At 70.4% G+C, this 22,601-nt stretch carries 18 protein-coding genes; 8 read left to right on the forward strand and 10 right to left on the reverse strand.

The window, feature by feature from the left end; all coding sequences use genetic code 11:
* Nucleotides 1-5 precede the first annotated feature (5 nt).
* From ACWZJV_RS08220 to ACWZJV_RS08265, 10 genes are all read right to left on the reverse strand, one after another.
* Nucleotides 6-746 (reverse strand): ABC transporter permease, encoded by a 741-nt coding sequence (locus ACWZJV_RS08220; protein ID WP_457181051.1) that lies wholly within the window; start codon nt 744-746, stop codon nt 6-8.
* Entirely contained in the window at nt 746-1,390 is a 645-nt protein-coding gene (locus tag ACWZJV_RS08225; protein WP_196873015.1) for an ABC transporter permease, read from the reverse strand. Before ACWZJV_RS08225 ends, ACWZJV_RS08220 begins: the two co-directional genes overlap by 1 nt.
* On the reverse strand, nt 1,387-2,517 hold the full coding sequence (locus ACWZJV_RS08230; RefSeq protein WP_196873013.1) for an ABC transporter ATP-binding protein: 1,131 nt from the start codon (nt 2,515-2,517) through the stop codon (nt 1,387-1,389). Before ACWZJV_RS08230 ends, ACWZJV_RS08225 begins: the two co-directional genes overlap by 4 nt.
* A 126-nt stretch (nt 2,518-2,643) precedes the next feature.
* Nucleotides 2,644-4,098, reverse strand: coding sequence for an aromatic amino acid ammonia-lyase (locus tag ACWZJV_RS08235; RefSeq protein ID WP_457181054.1), 1,455 nt, complete (start codon nt 4,096-4,098; stop codon nt 2,644-2,646).
* Nucleotides 4,099-4,172: 74 nt separating this feature from the next.
* Nucleotides 4,173-4,754: a HutD/Ves family protein gene (locus tag ACWZJV_RS08240; protein ID WP_457181056.1), complete on the reverse strand. Its 582-nt coding sequence runs from the start codon at nt 4,752-4,754 to the stop codon at nt 4,173-4,175.
* A 2-nt stretch (nt 4,755-4,756) separates the two neighbouring features.
* The gene (locus ACWZJV_RS08245; protein ID WP_457181058.1) at nt 4,757-6,091 is read right to left on the reverse strand and encodes a formimidoylglutamate deiminase; all 1,335 of its coding nucleotides are present in this window, start codon (nt 6,089-6,091) and stop codon (nt 4,757-4,759) included.
* Entirely contained in the window at nt 6,088-7,746 is a 1,659-nt protein-coding gene (gene hutU, locus ACWZJV_RS08250; protein ID WP_457181060.1) for a urocanate hydratase, read from the reverse strand. Before hutU ends, ACWZJV_RS08245 begins: the two co-directional genes overlap by 4 nt.
* A gap of 134 nt (nt 7,747-7,880) precedes the next feature.
* Nucleotides 7,881-8,633, reverse strand: coding sequence for an IclR family transcriptional regulator (locus ACWZJV_RS08255; protein ID WP_008361893.1), 753 nt, complete (start codon nt 8,631-8,633; stop codon nt 7,881-7,883).
* A 65-nt stretch (nt 8,634-8,698) separates the two neighbouring features.
* Nucleotides 8,699-9,136 carry an SRPBCC family protein gene (locus ACWZJV_RS08260; RefSeq protein WP_457181062.1) on the reverse strand — a complete coding sequence of 146 codons (438 nt, stop codon included), beginning with the start codon at nt 9,134-9,136 and terminating at the stop codon, nt 8,699-8,701.
* 51 nt (nt 9,137-9,187) lie between these two features.
* Nucleotides 9,188-9,760: a TetR/AcrR family transcriptional regulator gene (locus tag ACWZJV_RS08265; protein WP_008361889.1), complete on the reverse strand. Its 573-nt coding sequence runs from the start codon at nt 9,758-9,760 to the stop codon at nt 9,188-9,190.
* A gap of 167 nt (nt 9,761-9,927) precedes the next feature.
* On the opposite strand from ACWZJV_RS08265, the gene ACWZJV_RS08270 reads away from it, so the two are divergent.
* The 8 genes from ACWZJV_RS08270 to ACWZJV_RS08305 all read left to right on the forward strand — a co-directional run bounded on the left by ACWZJV_RS08270 (nt 9,928) and on the right by ACWZJV_RS08305 (nt 22,495).
* Nucleotides 9,928-11,397 carry an aldehyde dehydrogenase family protein gene (locus ACWZJV_RS08270; RefSeq protein WP_457181065.1) on the forward strand — a complete coding sequence of 490 codons (1,470 nt, stop codon included), beginning with the start codon at nt 9,928-9,930 and terminating at the stop codon, nt 11,395-11,397.
* Nucleotides 11,398-11,414: 17 nt separating this feature from the next.
* Nucleotides 11,415-13,145, forward strand: coding sequence for a choline dehydrogenase (betA, locus tag ACWZJV_RS08275; protein WP_457181067.1), 1,731 nt, complete (start codon nt 11,415-11,417; stop codon nt 13,143-13,145).
* Entirely contained in the window at nt 13,142-14,236 is a 1,095-nt protein-coding gene (locus ACWZJV_RS08280; RefSeq protein ID WP_008361885.1) for a quaternary amine ABC transporter ATP-binding protein, read from the forward strand. Before betA ends, ACWZJV_RS08280 begins: the two co-directional genes overlap by 4 nt.
* A complete protein-coding gene (locus ACWZJV_RS08285) occupies nt 14,233-16,230 on the forward strand; it encodes an ABC transporter permease (protein WP_457181070.1) in 1,998 nt (665 codons plus the stop codon). The genes ACWZJV_RS08280 and ACWZJV_RS08285 overlap by 4 nt, the downstream gene beginning before the upstream one ends.
* 102 nt (nt 16,231-16,332) lie before the next feature.
* Complete coding sequence (locus ACWZJV_RS08290) at nt 16,333-17,286, forward strand: ABC transporter substrate-binding protein (RefSeq protein WP_457181072.1); 954 nt, start codon at nt 16,333-16,335, stop codon at nt 17,284-17,286.
* Nucleotides 17,287-17,372: 86 nt separating this feature from the next.
* Complete coding sequence (locus ACWZJV_RS08295; protein ID WP_457181074.1) at nt 17,373-18,164, forward strand: 5'-nucleotidase, lipoprotein e(P4) family; 792 nt, start codon at nt 17,373-17,375, stop codon at nt 18,162-18,164.
* A gap of 200 nt (nt 18,165-18,364) precedes the next feature.
* The gene (locus tag ACWZJV_RS08300; protein ID WP_457181076.1) at nt 18,365-20,026 is read left to right on the forward strand and encodes a histidinol-phosphatase; all 1,662 of its coding nucleotides are present in this window, start codon (nt 18,365-18,367) and stop codon (nt 20,024-20,026) included.
* Nucleotides 20,027-20,185: 159 nt separating this feature from the next.
* Nucleotides 20,186-22,495 carry a carbohydrate-binding protein gene (locus ACWZJV_RS08305; protein WP_457181078.1) on the forward strand — a complete coding sequence of 770 codons (2,310 nt, stop codon included), beginning with the start codon at nt 20,186-20,188 and terminating at the stop codon, nt 22,493-22,495.
* Nucleotides 22,496-22,601 lie beyond the last annotated feature (106 nt).

Genomic DNA, 22,601 nt, shown 5'->3' on the forward strand with positions numbered 1-22,601 from the left:
TCGGGTCAGCTGATGGTGATGGGGGTGGAATCAGCGGACGCCCTCGGCCGCGATCGTCGGGAAGCGGTGCGACGGCCCGTCAGGCCCGAGGACACCGCGTAGCGCTGGATCAGCGCGAAGATGAGATCGACGACGAGGGCGAGTGCTGCCACCAGCACGGCTCCCGCGGCCATCTGGCCGAAGTCGCGTACGGCGAGGCCGTCGATCAGAAGCCGCCCGAGCCCGCCGAGGCCGGCCGTCGCGGCGATCGTCGCGGTCGCGACGACCTGGAGCGTGGCCGAGCGCAGGCCCGAGAAGATGAGGGGTAGCGCGCACGGCAGCTCGACCTTGAGGAGCACCTGGAGGTCTCGCATCCCCATGCCCTTCGCGGCATCCCGGGCGCCGGCGTCGACCTCTTCGACACCTGCGTACGCACCGGCCAGGATCGGCGGGACGGCCAGCACGGCCAGCACGACCAGGCACGGGACCACGAAGGCCGCGTCGCCGGAGAGCCGGGGGCCGAGGAGAAGGACCATGATGAACAGCAGACCCAGGCTCGGGATGGCGCGGGCGGCGCCGGCGACGTTCACGACCAGGAACTTCCCGCGTCCGGTGTGACCGACGTACAGACCGAGCGGGATCGCGACGATCGCGGCGATCACCAGGGCGACGGCCGAGTAGCTCAGGTGCTCGAGGATGCGGTTCGGGACACCGTCGTCGCCCGACCAGCGGGCGGGGTCTGTCAACCAGGTGAGGACGAGGTTCATCAAGCGGCCCTCCTCGTGCGCTGCCACGGGGTGATGAGCCGGGTTCCGGCGATGATCAGGAGGTCGAACACGAGCGCCAGCAGGACGCACGCGACGACGCCCACGAGGATCGGCTCCATGAAGTTGCGGCGGAAGCCGTCGGTGAAGAGCGACCCCAGCTGGGGTACGCCGATGATCGCCGCGACGCTGACGATGCTGACGTTGCTCACCGCGGCGACCCGGAGGCCTGCGGAGATGACCGGGACGGCCAGCGGGAGCTCGACCATGAACAGCCGGCGTACCCGCCCGAAGCCCATCGCCGTCGCCGCCTGGTTGACCGAGTCCGGCACTGCACCCAGACCGTCCGCCACCGTACGCACCAGCAGCGCCACGGTGTAGATCGTCATCGCGAGGACCACGTTGACCGGGTCGAGGATCTTGGTGCCGATGAACAGCGGCATCAGGATGAACAGGGCGAGCGACGGGATCGTGTAGAGGAGACCGGTCCCGGCGATCAGCAGCGGGTACAGGACCCGGTAGCGCCGCGCCAGCCACCCCAGGGGAACCGCGACGAGCAGCCCGAGCAGGAGCGGGACGCCGGCCAGGTAGACGTGCCTCCAGGTGAGGGCGAGGACCGCAGGGAGGTGTTCGACGAACCAGCTCATCGTGCCGCGCTCCCGGCCGGCCGGGCGTCGAGCGCCGCGGCCCGCTCGCCCTCGATGGCGTCGAGCACCTGGTGGGCCAGGACGGTGCCGGCGAACGTACCGTCCTCGTCCACGACCACGCCGCGTCCCGCCGGCGAGGACAGCGCGGCGTCGAGCAGGTTGCGCAGGGTCCCGTTCGTGGAGGCAACGGTGCCTCCGCGGTGCAGCGCCTCGGTGGAGACCGTGCCGGCGATCTGCTCGGCGTCGACCCAGCCCAGCGGACGCCGGGCGTCGTCGACGACCAGGGTCCACGGCTCGGTCCCGGCGGCGGCCCGCACCTGCTCCGCGCTGTCACCGAGGCTCGCCGTCGTCTCCGCCGAGAGCGGCAGCGTCGGGGCCTTCTGGAAGCCGAGCCCGCGGTATCCCCGGTCGCGGCCCACGAAGTCGGCGACGAAGTCGTCGACGGGGTGCGCCAGGAGCGTCGCGGGCTCGGCGATCTGGGCGAGCTTGCCGCCGACCCGGAGCACGGCGACCTGGTCACCCAGCTTGATCGCCTCGTCGATGTCGTGGGTGACGAACACGATGGTCTTGCCCAGGTCGCCCTGGAGCCGGAGGAACTCGTCCTGCAACTGGTCGCGTACGACGGGGTCGACCGCGCTGAACGGCTCGTCCATCAACATGACGGGCGGGTCGGCGGCCAGCGCCCGGGCCACGCCGACGCGCTGCTGCTGACCGCCGGAGAGCTGATTGGGGTAGCGATCGGCGAAAGAGGTGGGCAGACCGACGCGTTCCAGCAGCTCCAGCGCGCGGGCACGCGCCTTCTTCCTGTCCCAGCCGAGCAGCATCGGGACGGTCGCGATGTTCGCGGCGACCGTGCGGTGCGGGAACAGACCCGCCTGCTGGATCACGTAGCCGATCCCTCGCCGCAGCTCGGCCGCATCCATCGTGGTGGTGTCGCGGTCGTCGATCCAGATCCGTCCGCTCGTCGGCTCGATCATCCGGTTGATCATCCGCAGCGACGTCGTCTTGCCACAGCCCGAGGGGCCGACGAGCACCGTGATCTTGCCGGTCGGGGCGGTCATCTCCAGGCCACCCACGGCGACGGTGCCGTCGGGGTATTCCTTGCTCACTGAGTCGAACCGGATCATCCGGCACTCACCTCCACTGCTGGGTCATCGAAATGTGGTGCGGGTCCCAGTGCACCCCTCGGGGGTCCGCCAGGGATATGGGCCGCAGCGCGGTACTGTCTGGGATCCGAGACTTGACCGACCGGCTCAGAGCGCGGCCAGCTCGTCGAGCAGATCGGCGGCGCGATCGAGGTCGGTGCCGAGCGACCGGTCCTCCAGACTCGGGTCCAGGACGTGGGCGGCTCGCTCCAACGCGGCTCGGGCGGGGATGTCGCCCAGCTCCGGCTGTTGGACGCGAAGCGCCCGCACGGCGGCCACGAGCTCGCAGGCGAGCACATGGCGGTACGCCTCGACCACCACGATGGCCTGCCGGGCGGCCTGCGTCGAGAAGCTCGCGTGATCCTCCAGCCCGCGGGAGACGACCGCGGTGCCCATCGTCACCGGCAGGGCGGCGTGCCGCATCTGGGCGAGGGCGTCGTGGGCTACGTACTCCAGGATCATCACGCCGGAGCTCCCCGCCGGCCCCGAGGCGAGGAACGGTGTCAGACCCGTCATGGTCGGCTCGACCAGGTCACCGAGGCGGGCGGCGGACAGCTCGGCCACCTGGTGGACGGAGGCGCGGGCCTGGTCCAGCGCCACCGCGACGTACGCGGTGTGGAAGTGCGCGTGGTGGAACACGTCGTCGGACTCCACCGAGATGAGAGGGTTCTCGGCTCGCGCGTTGACCTCGACGGAGAGGACCTGCTCGAGCTGAGCCAGGCTGTCCAGCGCCGGTCCCTGCACCTGCGGGAACGCCCGCAGGCCGAACGGATCCTGGATCCGGCGGCCGGCCACCGGAGGTCCGGTCAGCCCGAGCAACCGGCGCATCTCGGCGGCGCACTGCTGCTGGCCCGGGTGCGGTCGTGCCTCGTGCACGACCGCGGCATAGGCCTCGGCCGAGCCACCCATCGCCAGGAACGAGAGGGCGGCGACGGTGTGGCTGGCGCGCAGGAGGGTCTGCAGGTCGGCGCAGGCGATGACCGATTCGGCCAGCGTCGCGGCGTTGCTGCTCATGAACGCGAGCGCGTCCCCGGTGTCGAGCGCAACCGGTGGCGCCTCGCCGACCGCCCACGGACGCTCACCGGCGAGGGTGAGCGCGATCTCGGCGAGGACGGTCAGGTCGCCGGTGCCGATCGCACCGAGTCTGTGCACCCTCGGCAGAGCGCCCAGGTCGAGAGCATGCTCGAGAGCGTCCAGGACGCGTACGTGGACCCCGGACCCACCTGCGGCCAGCTGGTTGAGCCGGATGACCATGGTGGCGCGGACCACGTCGGCGGCCAGCTCGAAGCCGACCCCGCCCGCATGGCTGCGGAGCAACCGGAGCCCGTGTCCCAGCGCTGCGTCGCCGCCGACCTCCTCCTGCCGGTTGGCGCCCACACCGGTGGTGCGCCCGTAGACGTGACGCCTGCGGGCGACGGCCTCCGCCGTCTCCCACGACTTCTGCGCCCGTTCGCGAGCGGCCGGGTCGAGCTGGACCGATGCGCCGCCGCGAGCGACCAGAAGGATCTCGTCACGGCCGAGTGAGGTGCCGTCGATGAGTACGTGAGGTTTACCGCGCGACATGGTGAGCTCCTTGGGTTTCGTGGGCTCAATTCAACGCGTCGGGCCACCCGTGGCGCACGCGTCGTCAACCGGATTCAGTCTCGGATCTCAGACGGTGGCGCCGCGATGCGGACGATCGCGACCGCTCCGGCACCCTCGAGGGTCACGGGCCGGTCGGTGATGAGCACGTCGCCCGGGCCGAGCGTGGCCGAGTGGTCGCCCTCACGGGCGCGCACCGCACCCGTGAGGCCCACCACGAGCAACGGAGAACCCGGGGGCAGAGGCTCGTCACCCCTGCCCACATCCCGCATCTCGACCGTGGCGCTCGCCTGCCCGCGCCGGGTCATCACGTTGAGGTCGCGGGTGGGCGCCGTCACCGTGCACCGCACCGGCACCTCGCCGTCGAAGGCGTACGGCACGAACGGCCGCAGCACCGTCGTCTCCCCCGGCAGCTCGAGCGTCATCGGCGGTCCGTCGATCAGCGTGATCACCCGGTCCACGCCGGGGAACGTGGAGAAGTCACCCGATCCGGCGACGTCGGCGAAGCTGACCCGCCAGGCGAAGTCGGACCCGGCATCCGTGCCCGGGGGCCACGCGGCGACCTCAGCGGTCATGCCCCCGCCGTTGCGCCACGGGCGCCGGACGTGCTCCTCCGCGCGACGGACGTCGAACCCCACCCTCAGATCCCGGTGATCGCGCGGTGGAGCGCACCGGCCACGTCGCCGACCGCCAGATGTCGACGATCGCGGACGACCTCGTTGCCACCGACGATGACGTCGGTGACGTCCTGCGCGGCACTGGCGAAGACGGTCGACTCGAGGAGCGTCCCGGTCTCCCACCCGGCGAGGCGCACGGAGTCGAGCGAGATCGTCGTCAGGTCGGCCAGTCCCCCCGGCGCGATCCGGCCGACCTCCGACCAGCCCAGTGAGGCATGCCCGTCGACGGTCGCCGCACGCAGGAGGTCGCTCGCGGACCAGTGGCCGCGCCGTTCGGTACGCAGCCGCTCGTCGAGCTCGAGTGCCCGGGTCTCCTCCAGCAGGTCGATGACGGCGTTGCTGTCGCTGCCGAGCGAGACCGGTGAGCCGGCGTCGGCCAGGTTGCGAGCGGGCCCGATGCCGTCCGCGAGGTCGCGCTCGGTGGTCGGGGTCATGCAGACCGTCGTGCGGGAGTCGCCGAGCGCGGCGATGTCCGCAAATGTCAGGTGCGTCGCGTGCACCGCCGAGGAGAGCTCGCCGAGCGCCCCGTGGCGGGCGAGCAGCTCGGTGGGCGTGCACCCGTAGCGCTCCTGGCAGGCCTGGTTCTCGGCCCGCTGCTCGGAGAGGTGGAAGTGGAGCGGCGCACCCTGCTCGGTGGCCCAGCCGGCCACCGTGGCGAGCTGGTCGGCGGGCACGGCACGGACGGAGTGGATCGCGGCACCGATCCGGGCGTGGCCCGAGCCGGACAGCGCCGAGACGCGGTCCGCCCAGGCATCCGCATCGCCGTCCCCGAAGCGCAGCTGGGTGCCCTCGAGGGGCTGACCCGGAGCACCGGTCAGGTAGCAGGCGTCGAGCAGCGTGATCCGGATGCCGGCCTCGGCGGCCGCCGCGATCAGTGCCTCGCCCATGGCGTTCGCCTCGGCGTACGGACCTCCGTCGGGAGCGTGGTGGAGGTAGTGGAACTCCCCCACCGTGGTGATCCCGGCCAACGCCATCTCGGCGTACGTCGCCCGGGCCAGCGCGAAGTAGGAGTCCGGGGTGAGCCGTCCGGCGACGGCGTACATGTCCTCGCGCCAGGTCCAGAAGGTGCCGCCGCCCCGGTGGGTGCGGCCGCGCAGCGCTCGGTGGAAGGCGTGCGAGTGCGCGTTCGCCAGACCGGGGAGGGTGAGCCCCCGCAGACGCGTCGCGCCTGCGGGGGCTGCCGAGCCGGTGACGCCCGGGGTGACGGCGCGGATCCGGTCGCCGTCCACCTCGATGAGGACGTCGACGTCGACCTTCTCGCCGCCGAGCCAGGCGTGCTCGGCGAGGTACGCCGTCACGCCTGCTCCCGCATGGGGATGCGCACCCCGCGCTCGTCGGCGACGGTGACGGCCTCGTCGTAGCCCGCGTCGACGTGGCGGATCACGCCCATCCCGGGGTCGTTGGTCAGGACCCGCTCGAGCTTCTGCGCCGCCAGGTCCGTGCCGTCGGCGACGCAGACCTGACCGGCGTGGATCGACCGGCCCATGCCGACGCCGCCGCCGTGGTGGATCGAGACCCAGGAGGCGCCCGAGGCGGTGTTGACCAGGGCGTTGAGCAGGGCCCAGTCGGCGATCGCGTCGGAGCCGTCCTTCATCGCCTCGGTCTCGCGGTACGGCGAGGCGACCGAGCCGCAGTCGAGGTGGTCGCGGCCGATCACGATCGGCGCGGACAGCTCGCCGCTGGCGACCATCTCGTTGAACTTCAGGCCGGCCAGGTGGCGCTCGCCGTAGCCCAGCCAGCAGATGCGCGCCGGGAGACCCTGGAAGTGCACCCGCTCCTGCGCCATGGTGATCCACTTGTGCAGCCGCTCGTTCTCGGGGAAGAGCTTCAGGATCGCCTCGTCGGTCTTGCGGATGTCCTCGGGGTCGCCGGACAGCGCTGCCCACCGGAAGGGGCCCTTGCCCTCGCAGAAGAGCGGCCGGATGTAGGCCGGCACGAAGCCCGGGAACTCGAAGGCCCGCTCGTAGCCGCCCTTGCGCGCCTCGTCGCGGATCGAGTTGCCGTAGTCGAAGACCTCGGCGCCGGCGTCCTGGAACTCCACCATCGCGCGTACGTGCGCGGCCATCGAGGCCTGGGCGTCCTTGGTGAAGCCCTCGGGGTCACGCTCGGCGGCGGCGTGCCAGTCCTCGAAGGCGACGCCCACCGGCAGGTAGGACAGCGGGTCGTGGGCCGAGGTCTGGTCGGTGACGATGTCGATCGGCGCCTTCATCTCGAGCAGCCGCGGGAAGACCTCGGCGGCGTTGCCGAGCAGGCCGATGGAGAGAGCTCGTCGCTCGTCACGTGCCGCGACCGCGAGCTCGAGGGCGTGCTCCAGGTTGTCGGCCTGAACGTCGAGGTAGCGGTGCTCGATGCGGCGGGTGATGCGGCTCTGGTCCACGTCGACACAGATCGCGACGCCGTCGTTCATGGTGACGGCGAGCGGCTGGGCGCCGCCCATGCCGCCGAGGCCGGCGGTCAGCGTGATGGTGCCCGCGAGCGTGCCTCCGAAGCGCTTGTCGGCAACGGCCGCGAAGGTCTCGAACGTGCCCTGCAGGATGCCCTGGGTGCCGATGTAGATCCACGAGCCCGCGGTCATCTGGCCGTACATCGTGAGCCCGAGATCCTCGAGCCGGCGGAACTCCTCCCAGTTCGCCCAGTCTCCGACCAGGTTGGAGTTGGCGATCAGCACGCGCGGTGCCCATTCGTGCGTGCGCATGACGCCGACCGGCTTGCCGGACTGCACCAGCATGGTCTCGTCGTCACCCAGGGTCGTCAGGGTGCGGACGAGTGCGTCGTACGCCTCCCAGCTGCGGGCTGCCTTGCCGGTTCCGCCATAGACCACCAGATCGTCGGGACGCTCGGCGTTCTCCGGATCCAGGTTGTTCATGAGCATCCGCAGCGGGGCCTCGGTCGACCAGCTGCGCGCGGTCAGCTCGGTGCCGCGGGGTGAGCGGACGGGGCGGGCGCCTTCCATGGACTTCTCCTCGTTCGGTTGTGCACGTCGATCATGAGGGCACGTGGCCCACTGCCATTGCACTCCCGGCCCGGCACAAGAGGAAGTGCGTTCCCCCGATCGTGGTCTGGGATACCAGACCCGTGGCGAGCCGGTCAGCCGCCCAGGCGGCGCGACAGCATCCGCGTCGTCGCGCGGACCTCGCCGACCAGCCGCTCGACGAGCTCGGGCGACTGCTCGGCCTGCGGATAGGTCACCGCCACCGAGGCGACCGGATATCCGGTGCCGTCGAGGACAGGCATGGCGACCGAGGCCAGGCCTTCGGTGACCTCCCCGTGCTCGGCGGCGAAGCCGTTGGCGCGAACGTCGACGAGCATCCGGCGTAGCTGGGACAGCGATGACGGCGCCCCGGGACCCTCGAGCGAGAACGCCTCGCGGTCGGCGTAGAGCGCCCTGACCTGGGGATGCGGAAGGGAGGCGAGCATCGCCCGACCGGAGGCCGTGGTCGCCGCGGGCAACCGCACACCGACCTCGGTGATCAGGAGCGGTCTGCCCGCGGCCCGCTCCTCGATCACGTACACGACGTCGCGGCCGAGGAGCACCGAGAGATGGGCGCTGTTGCCACAGCGGTCGGCGAGCGCGGCGACGGGCCGCCGCGCCAGCCGCTGCAACGGCTCCTGGCGTGCGTAGCCGCTGCCGAGCTCGTAGGCCCCCACGCCCAGCCCGTAGACCCGCTGCTCGGGGTAGTGGACGACGAAGCCGAACTCGATGAGCGTGTTCAGGAGGTGGTACGTCGTGGAGCGCGGCAGCTCCAGGGACCGCGCGATCGCGGACGCCTGGAGCGGGCTCGCCTGGCTCGCGAGGTGACGCAGGATGGCCAGGGTCTGCTCTGCCGCAGGGACTCCCATGACGCCACCTCTCTCGGTGTCGGACCGGTGTTCGGTCACGGACTCGTGACCGTCAGGATCTCACCTCAGGTCTCCAGGATCTCCTTGAGCCTGGCCAGGTCCTTGGTCGTCGCCCGCCGCATGGCCCGGTCCATCGCCGCCCCGGCGATACGGGCGAAGCCGGACGGGTTGCCGCGGTTGCGCAGCGTCATCCGGGTGCCGCCGCCGTCCTCCGGCTCCCAGGTGTAGGACGTCTCCATCGGGAACGGTCCGTCCGCCGTACGCATCACCAGCCGCTCCCCCGGCACCCACTCGACCACCTCGTAGGTATAGGCCAGCCGGCGCCCGAGGAACTGCGCCACGAAATCCATCTGCGACCCGACCCGCATCGGCGGCTCCGTACGCCACTCGACGGAGCGGATGTTGGCGTACCAGGTCGGCGCGTTGCCGGGGTCGCCGGCGTAGGCGGACACCTCGGCCGGCGAACGCCGGATGGTCGTCTCCACCATCACGTCCACGCTCATGGCCCCATCGTCCTCCGAGATCGGGTCGCCGACCAGAGCGACCACGAGGGATCAGGCCAGAGCGGCGACCGCGTCGGCGAGATCGTCGACGGAACGGGCACGCTCGGGGAGGCTGCCGTCGAGGCCCAGGCTGAGCTGGAGACCTTGGAAGGCAGCGTCGATGACATGGGCTGCCCGTTCCGCGACGGCGGAACCCACTCCGGACTTCTCCAGATGCGCGATCAGGCCGGCGATCCACACCGCGTTGGCCTCACGGACCGCCGAGGCGTACGGCTCCCTGCCGAAGAGGCCGAGCGCGGCCGCCTCCACGTAGATCCAGCTGCACCGGTCGCCCTCCATCACCGACCAGAGGTCGTGGACGGCGCTACGCAGGTCCTCGGAGGGCTCGAGCGCCGCGACCTCGGCGACCGACCGCTCGTTGGACGTACGGAGCACATCAGCGACGAGCTGGTCCTTGGTGCCGAAGTGGTAGAGCAGGACCCGGTTGCTCGTGCCCAGCTTGGCCGCCAGCGGACGCAGACTCAGACCGATCAGGCCGTGCTCGTGGACGTAGTCGGTCGCCAGCTCGGCCCAGGCAGCACGGCGCTGCGGGTCCTTCGCCGGGGCGGTGCTCACGCTCGTCATGCGGCGACTGTAACAACTGGTGGAGCCATTTGTATCAGCTGCAACAATTTTGTACCGCCTGCAACAATTTTGTCCGTGTAGCCCTTGACCTGGCCCTTCGGGGCCGCGCAGGATCTTCTGCAATTCACCCGCGGTTGCCTGCTGCGCAACCTGACGCCGGAGGTTGCATGAGCGAGATCTACATCGACGGGCGCTGGTCGCCCGCGCAGTCGGGCGATCAGCGGGAGATCCGCTGTCCCGCTGACGGCGCGGTCGTCGGCACCGTTGCGGAGGCCGGAGCGGAGGACACCCGCTCCGCGATCGCAGCGGCGCGACGCGCCTTCGACGAGGGGCCCTGGCCCCGGACTCCGGCCGCCGAGCGAGGTGCCCTGCTGGAGCGGGTCGCTCGCCTGCTCGAGCGCGACAAGCAGCTGGTCGCGCGGGCCGAGTCGCTCGACACCGGCAAGCGCTTCGTGGAGAGCGAGATCGACGTCGATGACGTCGTCTCCGTCTTCGACCACTACGCGCGCCTCGCCGTCGAGGACCACAGCCGCCCGGTCGTGACCGACCGGCCCGAGGTCGAGTCGGTGATCGTCCACGAGCCCGTGGGCGTCTGCGCCCTCATCACGCCGTGGAACTACCCGCTCCTCCAGACGGCCTGGAAGGTCGCCCCGGCCCTCGCCGCGGGCAACACCTTCGTCCTCAAGCCGAGCGAGCTGACGCCGCACACGGCCATCCACCTGATGAAGCTGCTCGCCGAGGCCGGGCTCCCGGCGGGCGTGGGCAACCTCGTCCTCGGCGCCGGCCCGGTCGCGGGGGCTCCGCTCGCGGAGGACCCGCGGGTCGACCTGCTCTCCTTCACCGGCGGCCTCGAGACCGGCAAGCACCTGATGGCCACGGCGGCCGCCACGGTCAAGAAGGTGGCGCTGGAGCTCGGCGGCAAGAACCCCAACATCGTCTTCGCCGACGCCGACCGGGAGACGGCCCTCGACAACGCGCTGACCGCGGTCTTCCTCCACTCCGGGCAGGTCTGCTCGGCCGGCGCTCGCCTCCTGGTCGAGGAGTCGATCCACGACGAGTTCGTCGACGCCCTCGTCGAACGGGCCTCCGCCATCCGGCTCGGAGGCCCGTTCGACGACAAGGCGGAGACCGGTCCGCTCATCTCCCTGCCGCACCTGGAGAAGGTGGCGGCGTACGTCGAGGCCGGCGTCGCCGAGGGCGCCGTGCTCCGCTGCGGCGGTGCCCGCCGCACCGATCCGGAGTACGCCGCCGGCTACTTCTTCCCGCCCACGGTGCTCGACCGCTGCACCGCCGGGATGTCGGTCCTGCGCGACGAGTCCTTCGGGCCGGTGCTGACCGTCGAGACGTTCCGCACCGAGGAGGAGGCGCTGGCCCTGGCCAACGACACGATCTTCGGCCTGGCCGGTGGGGTGTGGACCTCCGACCCCGACCGCGCGCGCCGCATCGCCGCGGGGCTGCGCGCCGGCACTGTCTGGATCAACGACTTCCACCCCTACGTGCCGCAGGCCGAGTGGGGCGGGTTCAAGCAGTCCGGCGTCGGCCGAGAGCTCGGCATGGCCGGCCTGGACGAGTACCGCGAGACGAAGCACGTCTGGCACAACACCACCCCCGAGCCCACCCGCTGGTTCGGCGCGTGAGAGCAGGAGTTCTTCTGATGGACAAGCAGTACGACTTCGTGATCATCGGCGGCGGCTCGGCGGGCAGCGCGCTCGCCGCTCGCCTCAGCGAGGACCCGAGCAACAGTGTGCTGGTTCTCGAGGCCGGCCACAGCGACTACAAGATCGACCCGTTCGTGCACATGCCGGCGGCGCTCCCGTTCCCGATCGGCAGCCGGTTCTACGACTGGCAGTACGAGACCGACCCGGAGCCGCACATGGGCGGCCGCAAGGTCTACCACGCCCGCGGCAAGGTCCTCGGCGGCTCCAGCAGCATCAACGGGATGATCTTCCAGCGCGGCAATCCGCTGGACTACGAGCGCTGGGCCTCCGACCCGGGCATGGAGACGTGGGACTACGCCCACTGCCTGCCCTACTTCAAGCGCATGGAGGCGCGGCACCTGGCCGACGGCAGCTCCGGGGCCGACGACTGGCGTGGCGGCGACGGCCCGCTCCACCTCGAGCGCGGCAAGTGCGACAACCCTCTCTTCGGCGCGTTCTTCGACGCGGTCCAGGAGGCCGGCTACCCGCTCACCGACGACGTCAACGGCTACCGCCAGGAGGGCTTCGCGCCGTTCGACCGCAACGTCAAGAGAGGTCGCCGCTGGTCGGCCGCCCGGGCCTACCTGCACCCGGCGAAGAAGCGTCCGAACCTCACCGTCCAGACCTTCGCCTTCGCCGAGAAGATCCTCTTCGACACCACCGGCGACACCCCTCGCGCGACCGGTGTCGAATACACCCGGGGCGTCGGCCGCGCCGCCCGCCGGCACACGGTCCACGCCGGTGAGGTGATCCTCTGCGGCGGCGCGATCAACACCCCGCAGCTGCTCCAGCTCAGCGGCATCGGCGACCGCGAGCTCCTCGCCCAGCACGACATCCCGCTCGTCCACCACCTCCCCGGCGTCGGCGAGAACCTGCAGGACCACCTGGAGGTCTACATCCAGTACGCCTCGAAGGAGCCGGTCTCGATCGCTCCCGGTCTGGCCTGGCACCAGCGTCCGAAGATCGCCTGGCAGTGGCTGTTCCAGCGCAAGGGCCTCGGCGCGACCAACCACTTCGAGGGCGGCGGCTTCTGTCGCTCCAACGAGGACGTCGACTACCCCAACCTGATGTTCCACTTCCTGCCGATCGCGATCCGCTACGACGGCAGCAGCCCGACCGAGGGTCACGGCTACCAGGTCCACATCGGCCCGATGTACGCCGACACCCGTGGCTGGGTGCGCGTCAAGTCCAAGGACCCGCGCGTACACCCGTCGATGCAGTTCAACTACCTCTCGACGCCGACCGACCGCAAGGAGTGGGTGGAGGCGATCCGGGTGGCACGCAACATCCTCAACCAGCCGGCGTTCGCGGCGTACAACGACGGGGAGATCTCGCCCGGGCCGTCCGTGGAGACCGACGAGGAGATCCTCGAGTGGGTCCGCAAGGACGCCGAGACCGCGCTGCACCCCTCCTGCACCGCGGCCATGGGCACCGGCGAGATGGCCGTCACCGACCCGCTGACGATGAAGGTGCACGGCACCGACGGCCTGCGGGTCTGCGATGCCAGCGTCTTCCCCTACGTCACCAACGGCAACATCTACGCCCCGGTGATGATGGTCGCCGAGAAGACGGCCGACCTGATCCTCGGCAAGACGCCGCTGCCGCCGTCCGAGGTCCCCTTCTACAACTACCGCCAGGGCAGCCCGCTCAACCCCGAGGCTGCGGTCAGGACAGGTGAGCGAGCATGACCACGGACACTCAGGGCACGGACGTACCAGGAGTCACCGACGCGGCTGCGGCTGCCAGCAACCAGCCCGCCCTCAAGGTCGAGGGCCTCTGGAAGATCTTCGGCGCCAAGGCGGACAAGATCATCGGCTCCGCCGACGAGGGCCTGTCCCGGAAGGACCTGCAGGCCAAGACCGGCTGCGTCACCGCGGTGAAGGACATCTCCTTCGAGGTCGAGCCCGGCGAGGTCTTCGTGATCATGGGCCTCTCCGGCTCGGGCAAGTCCACCCTGGTCCGCCTCCTCAACCGGCTGATCGAGCCGACCTCGGGCAGTGTCGTCATCAACGGCGAGGAGATCACCTCCCTCCCGGGTGCCAAGCTGCGCGACCTACGCCGCCGGCACGTGGCGATGGTCTTCCAGCACTTCGGCCTGCTGCCGAACCGCAAGGTGATCGACAACATCGCCTACGGCCTGGAGGTACGCGGTGAGGGCAAGGCCGCCCGCCGCAAGCGGGCCCAGGAGATGGTCGACCTGGTCGGCCTGTCGGGCTACGAGAACTCCTTTCCCGACCAGCTCTCCGGTGGCATGCAGCAGCGCGTCGGCCTGGCGCGCGCTCTGGCGGTCGACCCGCAGGTGCTCTTCTTCGACGAACCCTTCTCCGCGCTCGACCCGCTGATCCGCCGGGACATGCAGGACGAGATCGTGCGCCTGCACCACGAGGTCGGCAAGACGATGATCTTCATCACCCACGACCTCCAGGAAGCCATCAAGCTCGGCGACCGGATCCTGATCATGCGTGACGGCGAGATGGTCCAGCTCGGCACAGCAGCGGAGATCGTGGCCCACCCGGTCGACGACTATGTGGCGGACTTCGTCAGCGAGGTGCCCCGCTCCCACGTCCTGACGCTCAAGTGGGTGATGCGCGACCCGGAGCCCGGAGACTCCCTCGAAGGACCGGAGATGACCCCCGACACGATCGTCCGGGCGGCCGCTCGAGCGGCACTCGCCTCCGCGCATCCCGTCCGGGTGGTCGAAGACGGCAAGCTCGTCGGAATCGTGGACGACGACGCGATCCTCCGGACCGTGGTCGCCGAAGAGGAGGTCACCCGATGACTGCGGTGGCCGAACGCCCGGTCCCCGTCGGGTCGTCCGGTCCCCCTCCCGAGAAGGAGCGGTTCCGACTGCCCCGTTGGACCCTCGGGCTCGGTGTCCTCGTGGTGTGGATAGCCATCTGGGCGGTCACCAAGGGCCAGGACACCCTGGTGCTCCCCGGTCGCGAGCACACCGATCTGCACGACGCACTGACCGGTTTCCGCGACAGCGTCCTGGGCAGCCGCGACACCAACCCGGTGATCCAGCTCACCTACCAGCTGGGCGAGTCGTTCACCAGCGCGGTCGACTGGCTGCAGCGCTTGGTGTCCGTTCCGGACTTCCCGCGACCGGTGCCGCAGATCGGTTGGCTCGGCGTCACCGCCCTCGCGGCATGGGTGGCTCTGGCGATCGCCGGCTGGCGGACCGCCGTCCTGGTCGGCCTCTCCTTTCTCTCGTTCGGCATGTTCGGCTACTGGTCGGACTCGATGGACCTGCTGATCGTCACCTTCGTCGCGGTCGCCGCCTCCGTGATCATCGGATTGCCGCTCGCCGTGTGGGTAGGCACCAGCAAGGCCGCGAACACCGTGCTGTCCAATCTGCTCGACCTCATGCAGACCATGCCGACCTTCGTCTACCTGCTGCCGATCGTGCTGTTCTTCGGCATCGGCGCCTCCGCCGCCGTCGTCGCCACCCTGGTGTACGCGCTGCCTCCGATCATCAGGATCGCCGGCTACGGCATCCGGTCGGTGCCGGAGACGACCATCGAGGCCACCGACGCCGCCGGCCAGACCGCCGTGCAGCGACTGCTGAAGGTGCAGTTGCCGATGGCCCGCAAGACCATCGTGGTGGGCCTGAACCAGACCATCATGGCGGCGCTCTCGATGGCCACCATCGCGTCGTACGTGGACGGCCCCGGGCTCGGCAAGCCGGTTCTCGACGCGCTGGTCAAGAACAACGTCGGGAACGCGTTCGTGCCCGGCATGCTGATCGTGGTGATGGCCGTGATGCTCGACCGCACCACGACCGCTGCCAGTGAGCGCAGTGAGCTGGTGGCGCGCGGTGGAGGCGGCGGGGCGACCCTGCGCCGCGCCGTAGTCGGAGCCGGTGCCCTCGTCGCGCTCGTGCTGGTCTACCTCTCCCGCACCTACGGCTGGGCTGCGGAGTTCCCCGCGACGACGTGGGGCCCGTGGCTGTCGGAGCGGGTCGACAGCTTCGTGGGCTGGGTGACGGCCACCTTCGGCGGCTTCACCGAAGCCGTGAAGAACGTGACGAGCGACCTGCTCCTGAACCCGATGCAGTCGCTGCTCGCCGAATCGCCGTGGTGGCTCACCGGGGTCGCGATCCTCGCCCTGGCCTGGATCGTCGGCGGGCTCCGCGCGTCTCTCGCCGCGGTGGTCTGCCTGGCCGGCATCTGGTACCTCGACCTCTGGCACGACGCCATGATCACGCTCAACATGACTCTGGTGGCCACCCTGATGGTGATGGTCCTGGCGCTGGTGCTCGGCGTCTGGATGGCCCGCCGCCGCGGCGTCGACCTGATCCTCAGGCCGCTCCTCGACGCTGGGCAGACGATCCCGCCGTTCGTGTACCTGATCCCGGTGCTTGCGCTGTTCGGGCCGACCCGCTTCACCGCGATCGTGGCCGGCATCGTGTACGCCGCGCCCGCGGCGATCAAGCTGGTCGCGGACGGCGTGAAGGGCGTCTCGCCGAACACGATCGAAGCGTCCCGCTCGACGGGCGCGACCACGTGGCAGGAGATCACCAAGGTGCAGCTGCCCATGGCTCGCGGCTCCCTCGTCCTGGCCGCGAACCAGGGACTGCTCTACGTGCTGGCGATGGCGGTCATCGGCGGCATGGTCGGAGCCGGTGCGCTCGGGTACGACGTCGTCCTCGGCTTCTCCCGCTCGGAGGAGTGGGGCAAGGGCGCCGCAGCCGGCCTGACCATCGTCCTCCTCGGGATCATGATCGACCGCATCACCCGGGCTGCGGCCGAAAGAAGCCAGCCCACGCGCTGAGCTGCGCCACCGCCTCGAGCAACCGCAAGAGCGCGCATCACCAATCCATGGAGGAACGAAGTGAAGTTGTCCAGAAGTAGTAGGGCCGCCGGCCTGGCAGCGATGCTGTCGTGTTCGGTCCTGGCCATCTCGGCGTGCGGCTCGGGATCGATCGCCGACCAGACGAGAGAGAACGAGAAGAAGGCGGCCGACGCCGGGAACTGCGGCGACCTGAACATGGCCGTCAACCCGTGGGTCGGCTACGAGGCGAGCGCTTACGTCGTCGGCTACGTCGCCGAGACCGAGCTCGGCTGCAAGGTGGACTACAAGGAGCTCAAGGAGGACGTCTCCTGGCAGGGCTTCGGCACCGGTGACGTCGACGTCGTGATCGAGGACTGGGGCCACCCGGACCTCGAGAAGAAGTTCGTCAAGGACAAGGGCGGCGACGGCAGCGCCACCGACTTCGGCCCCAACGGCAACCAGGGGATCATCCACTGGTACGTCCCGCCGTGGCTGGCCGAGGCGCACCCCGACATCCTCGACTACAAGAACCTGAACAAGTACGCCAAGCAGTTCGCCACCTCGGAGTCGGACGGCAAGGGCCAGTTCCTGGGAGCGGACCCGTCGTACGTCCAGTTCGACGAGGCGATCGTCAACAACCTGGACCTGAATTTCAAGGTGGTCTTCTCCGGCTCGGAGGCAGCGTCCATCCAGGCGTTCAAGAAGGCCGAGGCGGACAAGGAGTTCCTGATCGGGTACTTCTACGAGCCGCAGGGGATCTTCGCCGAGGTGCCGCTGAAGGCCGTCAAGCTGCCGCCGTACACAGAGGGTTGCCAGGACGTCCCGGCCGAGGTCGCCTGCGACTACCCCGAGACGGAGCTGAAGAAGGTCGTCTCCACCTCGTGGGCCGAGTCGGACTCCTCCGCGGTCGACCTGGTGAAGAACTTCACCTGGACCAATGACGACCAGAACCTCGTCGCGAAATACATCTCCACGGACCAGATGGACCCCGAAGAGGCTGCCAAGAAGTGGGTGGAGGACAACCCCGACAAGGTGGACGCCTGGCTGAAGGACTGACCGCCCGAACGACGGCCCGGCCACCCGTGTGGTGGCCGGGCCGTCGCGTACCCGAACGCATCACCCGTCACCCACCAGGAGGAACCTTGAGAATCGCATCCCTGACGGCGGCCCTGTTCGCCGGCGCGGCCGTCCTGTCGCTGACCGTGCTCTCCCCGACCGGGTCTTCGGCCGCGACCACGAGCGCGACCACGGCCGAGGACGGCTGTCCCGTGCGTGAGTACGCGATGGGCATCCGCTACCAGCAGTCGGCGCACGCCGCCGCGGCCCAGCTCCAGTCGTGGAGCATCGCGAAGGACCGCCTGCGCAAGGCGATCGCCGATCATCACTCCGAGCGCGACCTCGCCGTCGTCACCGACCTCGACGAGACGGTCCTCGACAACAGCCCGCTGCTCGCCCGCGACCTCGAGGCCTGCCACACCTACACGACCTGGGACACCTGGTCGGACTGGGAGGTCAAGGGCCACCCGACCCTGACGCCCGGCGCGGCCGACTTCTTCCGGTACGCCGACCGGCACCACGTGGCGATCTACTACATCTCCGACCGGTTCGAGGAGAACAAGGCCTCGACGATGGCCACGCTGCGCGAGCTCGGCCTGCCTCAGGTCACCTCGGAGCAGGTGCTGCTCTACGGTCCGACGAAGGAGCAGCGGCGCCAGGTCGCGGCGGCCGACCACGACGTCGTGCTGCTCCTGGGCGACAGCCTGCCCGACTTCCACGACGCCTTCGACGGCGCGACCCCCGACCGGCAGGCCGAGCTCGTCGCCCGGTACGCCGGCCACTTCGGCCGCGACTGGGTCATGTTCCCCAACGCGACCTACGGCAGCTGGCGCAAGTCTCCGCTGAAGGCCTGGGACGAGCCGCTCCAGCTCCCCTGACCGCCCCGCCACGGCAGAGCGCCATCACGCAGCGGCCCGCTCACCCGTCACGGGTGGGCGGGCCGCCTGTTCGTCTGGGGACGCAGACACATCTCGCTCGTACCGGAGGTATGACCCTGCCCGGCTGCACGGTGTTCACGCAGGTGACGACTGTGTGGGAGAGCGTGTCTCCGACATTCCTCACCCCCAGGAGCACCCTCATGCCCGCACCCTTCCGCGCCACCCGTCTGCCCCGCTGGGCGGACCCCTCGATCCCCTCCTCCTCGCTGGACGCGCAGGGCGCTTCGCGGCGTACGTTCCTGGGCCTCGGCATGGCCGGCGGACTCGCACTCGCCGTCGGCGCCCACGCTGCGCCGGGCGCAGCGGCGGCCACGTCGGCGGCACCGACAGATCCCGCCCTTGCCTGGCTCGTCGGTGACCACCACGTGCACACCCGCTACAGCCACGACGCCAAGTACGACTTCGACCAGTCGGCGCGCAAGGGTGCCGAGTTCGGGCTGGACTGGATGGTCTTCACCGAGCACAGCAACCATGGACATGCCGACAAGGGCGCGGCAGCCGAGCATGCCGAGATCATCGCGGCCCGTGAGCGCAACCCGCGGCAGCTGATCTTCCAGGGCCTGGAGTGGTACATCCCTGCCGCCGAGCACGGCACCGTCATGGTCGCGCCCGGTCCGCACGAGGTCGACCTGCTGCGGGCGTTCGAGCAGCAGTGGGACGGCAAGCTCAACGGCTGGTCGGCCGACCTCCCCGAGAACGAGGCACGTGCGGTCGCGGCGCTGCGTTGGCTCGCGGCCAGGAAGAGCGAGAGGTACGTCGACGACGTACTGGTGCTGGCCAACCACCCCTCGCGGCTGGGCATCGACTCCCCGCACGAGCTACGCGCCTGGCGCGACGCCGCGGCCGGGATCTGCATCGGCATGGAAGGCGCACCCGGCGCACAGGGGGACGCCGACCCCGCGTGGGTGGCCTACCGGGGAAGCACCCGCGCCCAGCGTGGTGAGTACAGCAACGCGCCCCGGACCGACTCCTTCCCCGGATACCCCGTCGAGGCGTACCGGACCTTCGGCGGCTTCGACTGGATGACCGCCACCGTCGGCGGGCTCTGGGACGCCCTGCTCGCCGAGGGCACCCTGTTCTCGGTCACGTCGAACTCCGACAACCACCGCACGATCTGGGACACCTGGCGCGACGGCGACATGCCACCCGGAGAGACCTTCGACTCGCTCGGCTGGAAGCCGTCTCCGACCGACACCGGCAGCCCCCAGCCCGGCAGCGACTTCTGGCCCGGCGAGTTCAGCCGCACCCACGTCGGCGTCACCCGCCACGGCTACCGCAACGTCATGGACGGCCTGCGCCGTGGCCGTGTCTGGGTGGACCACGGTCACCTCGTGGATGCGCTCGACGTCCGCCTCGTCGCCCAGGACGGACGGAGCCGCACGCTCGGTGGCCGGCTCGCCGTGGATCGCGGCACCCGCGTCGAGCTCCGGGTCGTCGTACGGACCGCGACGCGCGCCAACCCGCACGGGGTCGTCCCCCGCCTCGCCCACCTGGACGTCATCCGAGGCGCCGTCACCGGGGCCGTCGCGGACAGCGACACCTGGCGTGCGCCCGACACCCGCGTCATCGAGCAGTTCGACACCGGTGCCCGGACCGGCACCTACACCGTCCGCATGCCGCTCGGACGCATCACCGAGCCCTGCTACGTACGCCTCCGCGGCAGCGACGGCAACCGCCACGGCGCCGGCTTCCTCGGCTCCGCCATCGACCCCGCCGGCCCGATCTCCCACCCCGACAACGACGGCGACCCGTGGGCCGACACCTGGCTCTACACCAACCCGATCTTCATCGACGTGACGTGAGGACGCTGCCCCACCGCTCGCCACACGGGCGGACCAGAAAGTTTCCAGCCAGCGGCAACCCTTTGCAGTGCCGGTGACCACTAGAGGGCGGATCCAGGCCACGTTCGTCGCCTGGATCCGCCTTCCTCCGGTGATCGACCTGCAAGGAGTACATCCCCCATGAACAACCCCACGCCCCGCGCCCGCCGCGGGCGTCACCGCCGCCGCTGGATCGCCGCCGGTCTGTTGGTCGGCGTGCCCGCCGTCGTCGCACCAGGCCTCGTGTTCGCCCAGGAGGACTCGCCGTCCACGACGGCCGAGCGCAGCGCCGACGAGCGGCAGACCTCCGTACGCAGTGGCGCGGTGCTCGATGACAACGGCTCCTCCACCGCCGGCGGCACCAGCGTCCAGCAGCAGGAGCCGGTGGCATCGGCCCAGCCCCAAACGGCTGGGTCCGGATCGTACAAGTGGAGGAACGCCCAGGTCGTGGGCGGCGGTTACGTCACGGGTCTGGTGTTCAACCAGAAGGAGAAGGGCCTGCTGTACGCGCGGACCGACATGGGCGGCGCCTACCGCTGGAACACCACGGCCGAGCGGTGGGTCCCGCTGACCGACTGGGTCGGCGAGAAGGACTGGAACCTGCTGGGCATCGACTCGGTGGCCACCGACCCCGTCGCCCCCAAACGGCTCTACCTCATGGCGGGCACCTACACCAACGACTGGGCGGGCAACGGCGCGATCCTGCGCTCCACGGATCGGGGCCGCACCTTCAAGCGCACCGATCTGCCGTTCAAGGTGGGCGCGAACGAGCACGGCCGCGGGACGGGCGAACGGCTCGCGGTCGACCCGGCCAATCACGACACCCTGCTGCTGGGCAGCCGCAAGAACGGCCTGTGGCGCAGCACCGACTACGGCGTGACCTGGCGTCAGGTCTCCTCGTTCCCCGTCAAGAACGGCGCGAGCAGCGGCGCGGGCGTCTCCTTCGTGACGTACGGCAAGGCCGGCAGCAGGACGATCTACGTCGGTGTCGGCGACTCGTCGACCTCCCTGTACCGCTCCACCGACAGTGGCCGCACCTGGCGGGCCGTGGCCGGGCAGCCCACCGGCCAGATGCCGCAGCACGGCGTGGTCTCCGGTGACGGCTCGCTGTACCTGACCTACAGCAACAGCACCGGCCCGATGGACGCGACGACGGGCTCGGTGTGGAAGTACACACCGAAGAGCGGGGCGTGGAAGAACATCTCCCCGTCGCAGGGCGGCTACGGGTTCTCCGGTCTGGCCGTCGACCCGCGCAAGCCCTCCACGGTGATGGTCACCACCCTCGACCGCTGGTGGCCCGAGGACGAGATCTACCGCAGCACCGATGGCGGCGCGCACTGGAAGGCACTGGCCGACAGGTCGAAGCGCAGCGCCTCCGGCGCTCCGTACGTCGGCACCCACACCGGGCACTGGATGACCGCCCTGGCCATCGACCCCTTCAGCTCCGGCCACGTGCTGTACGGCACCGGCAACGGCATCTGGCGCAGCAAGGACGCGAACGCCTCCGACAGCGGCGGCACCAGCCACTGGAGCTCCGGCGCCCGAGGTCTCGAGGAGACCTCGCTGCTGGACGCGATCGCCCCTCCCGGCGGCGCCACCGTCATCACCTCCATGGGCGACCAGGGCGGCTTCCGCCACGGCTCCCTGACGAAGGTGCCCTCGGGGCGGCTGGCGAACCCGTTGATGACCAACAGCACCGACATCGACTTCGCCCAGGCCAAGCCCTCGACGATGGTCCGGGTCGGCCACGGCGGCGATCAGGACGGCGCGTACTCCACCGACGGCGGCAGCACCTGGAGCGGCTTCAAGGCGGAGCCGGTCGCCGAGGCCGACGACGGCCGTGTCGCGCTCGCGGCGGACGGCTCCACCATCGTCTGGACGCAGGCCGGCCAGGCGCCGTACCGCTCGACCGACAAGGGGTCGAGCTGGTCGAGGGTCAGCGGCCTGGGCGCCGACGCCGTGGTCGTCGCCGACCGCTCCTCGGCCAAGACCTTCTACTCACTGTCCGGCGGCACGCTCCACGCCAGCACCGACGGCGGCGCGACCTTCACGGCCCGCGCCGGCAATCTGCCCTCCGGCCGGCTCACGGCCGTGCCCGGCATCGCCGGGGACCTGTGGATCGCCGGCAGCGGCAAGGGACTGCTGCACTCCACCGACGGCGGCCGGAGCTTCAGCACGCTCAAGTCCGTGCAGTCCGCCTCCGCCCTCGGCTTCGGCAAGGCGAAGCCGGGCGCCTCGTACCAGGCCCTGTACCTGATCGGCACCGTCAAGGACGTCACCGGAGTCTTCCGCTCCACCGACAAGGGCACCACCTGGCTCCGCGTCAACGACAACGCCCACCAGTGGGGCGCCATCGGCAGCGTCGGCGTCATCACCGGCGACCCCGACACCTACGGCCGCGTCTACATCGGCACCAACGGACGCGGTCTGCAGTACGGCGACCCGTCCTGACCCCACAACCATCGAGTCCCGGGTCAGCCTGCCAGCAGGCCGACCCGGGACTGGGCGATGGGCGGCAACCTTTTCGGCTCCGGCGGCAACTGCAGCGGGGAACATC

The organism is Nocardioides sp. WG-D5, assembly GCF_054031175.1.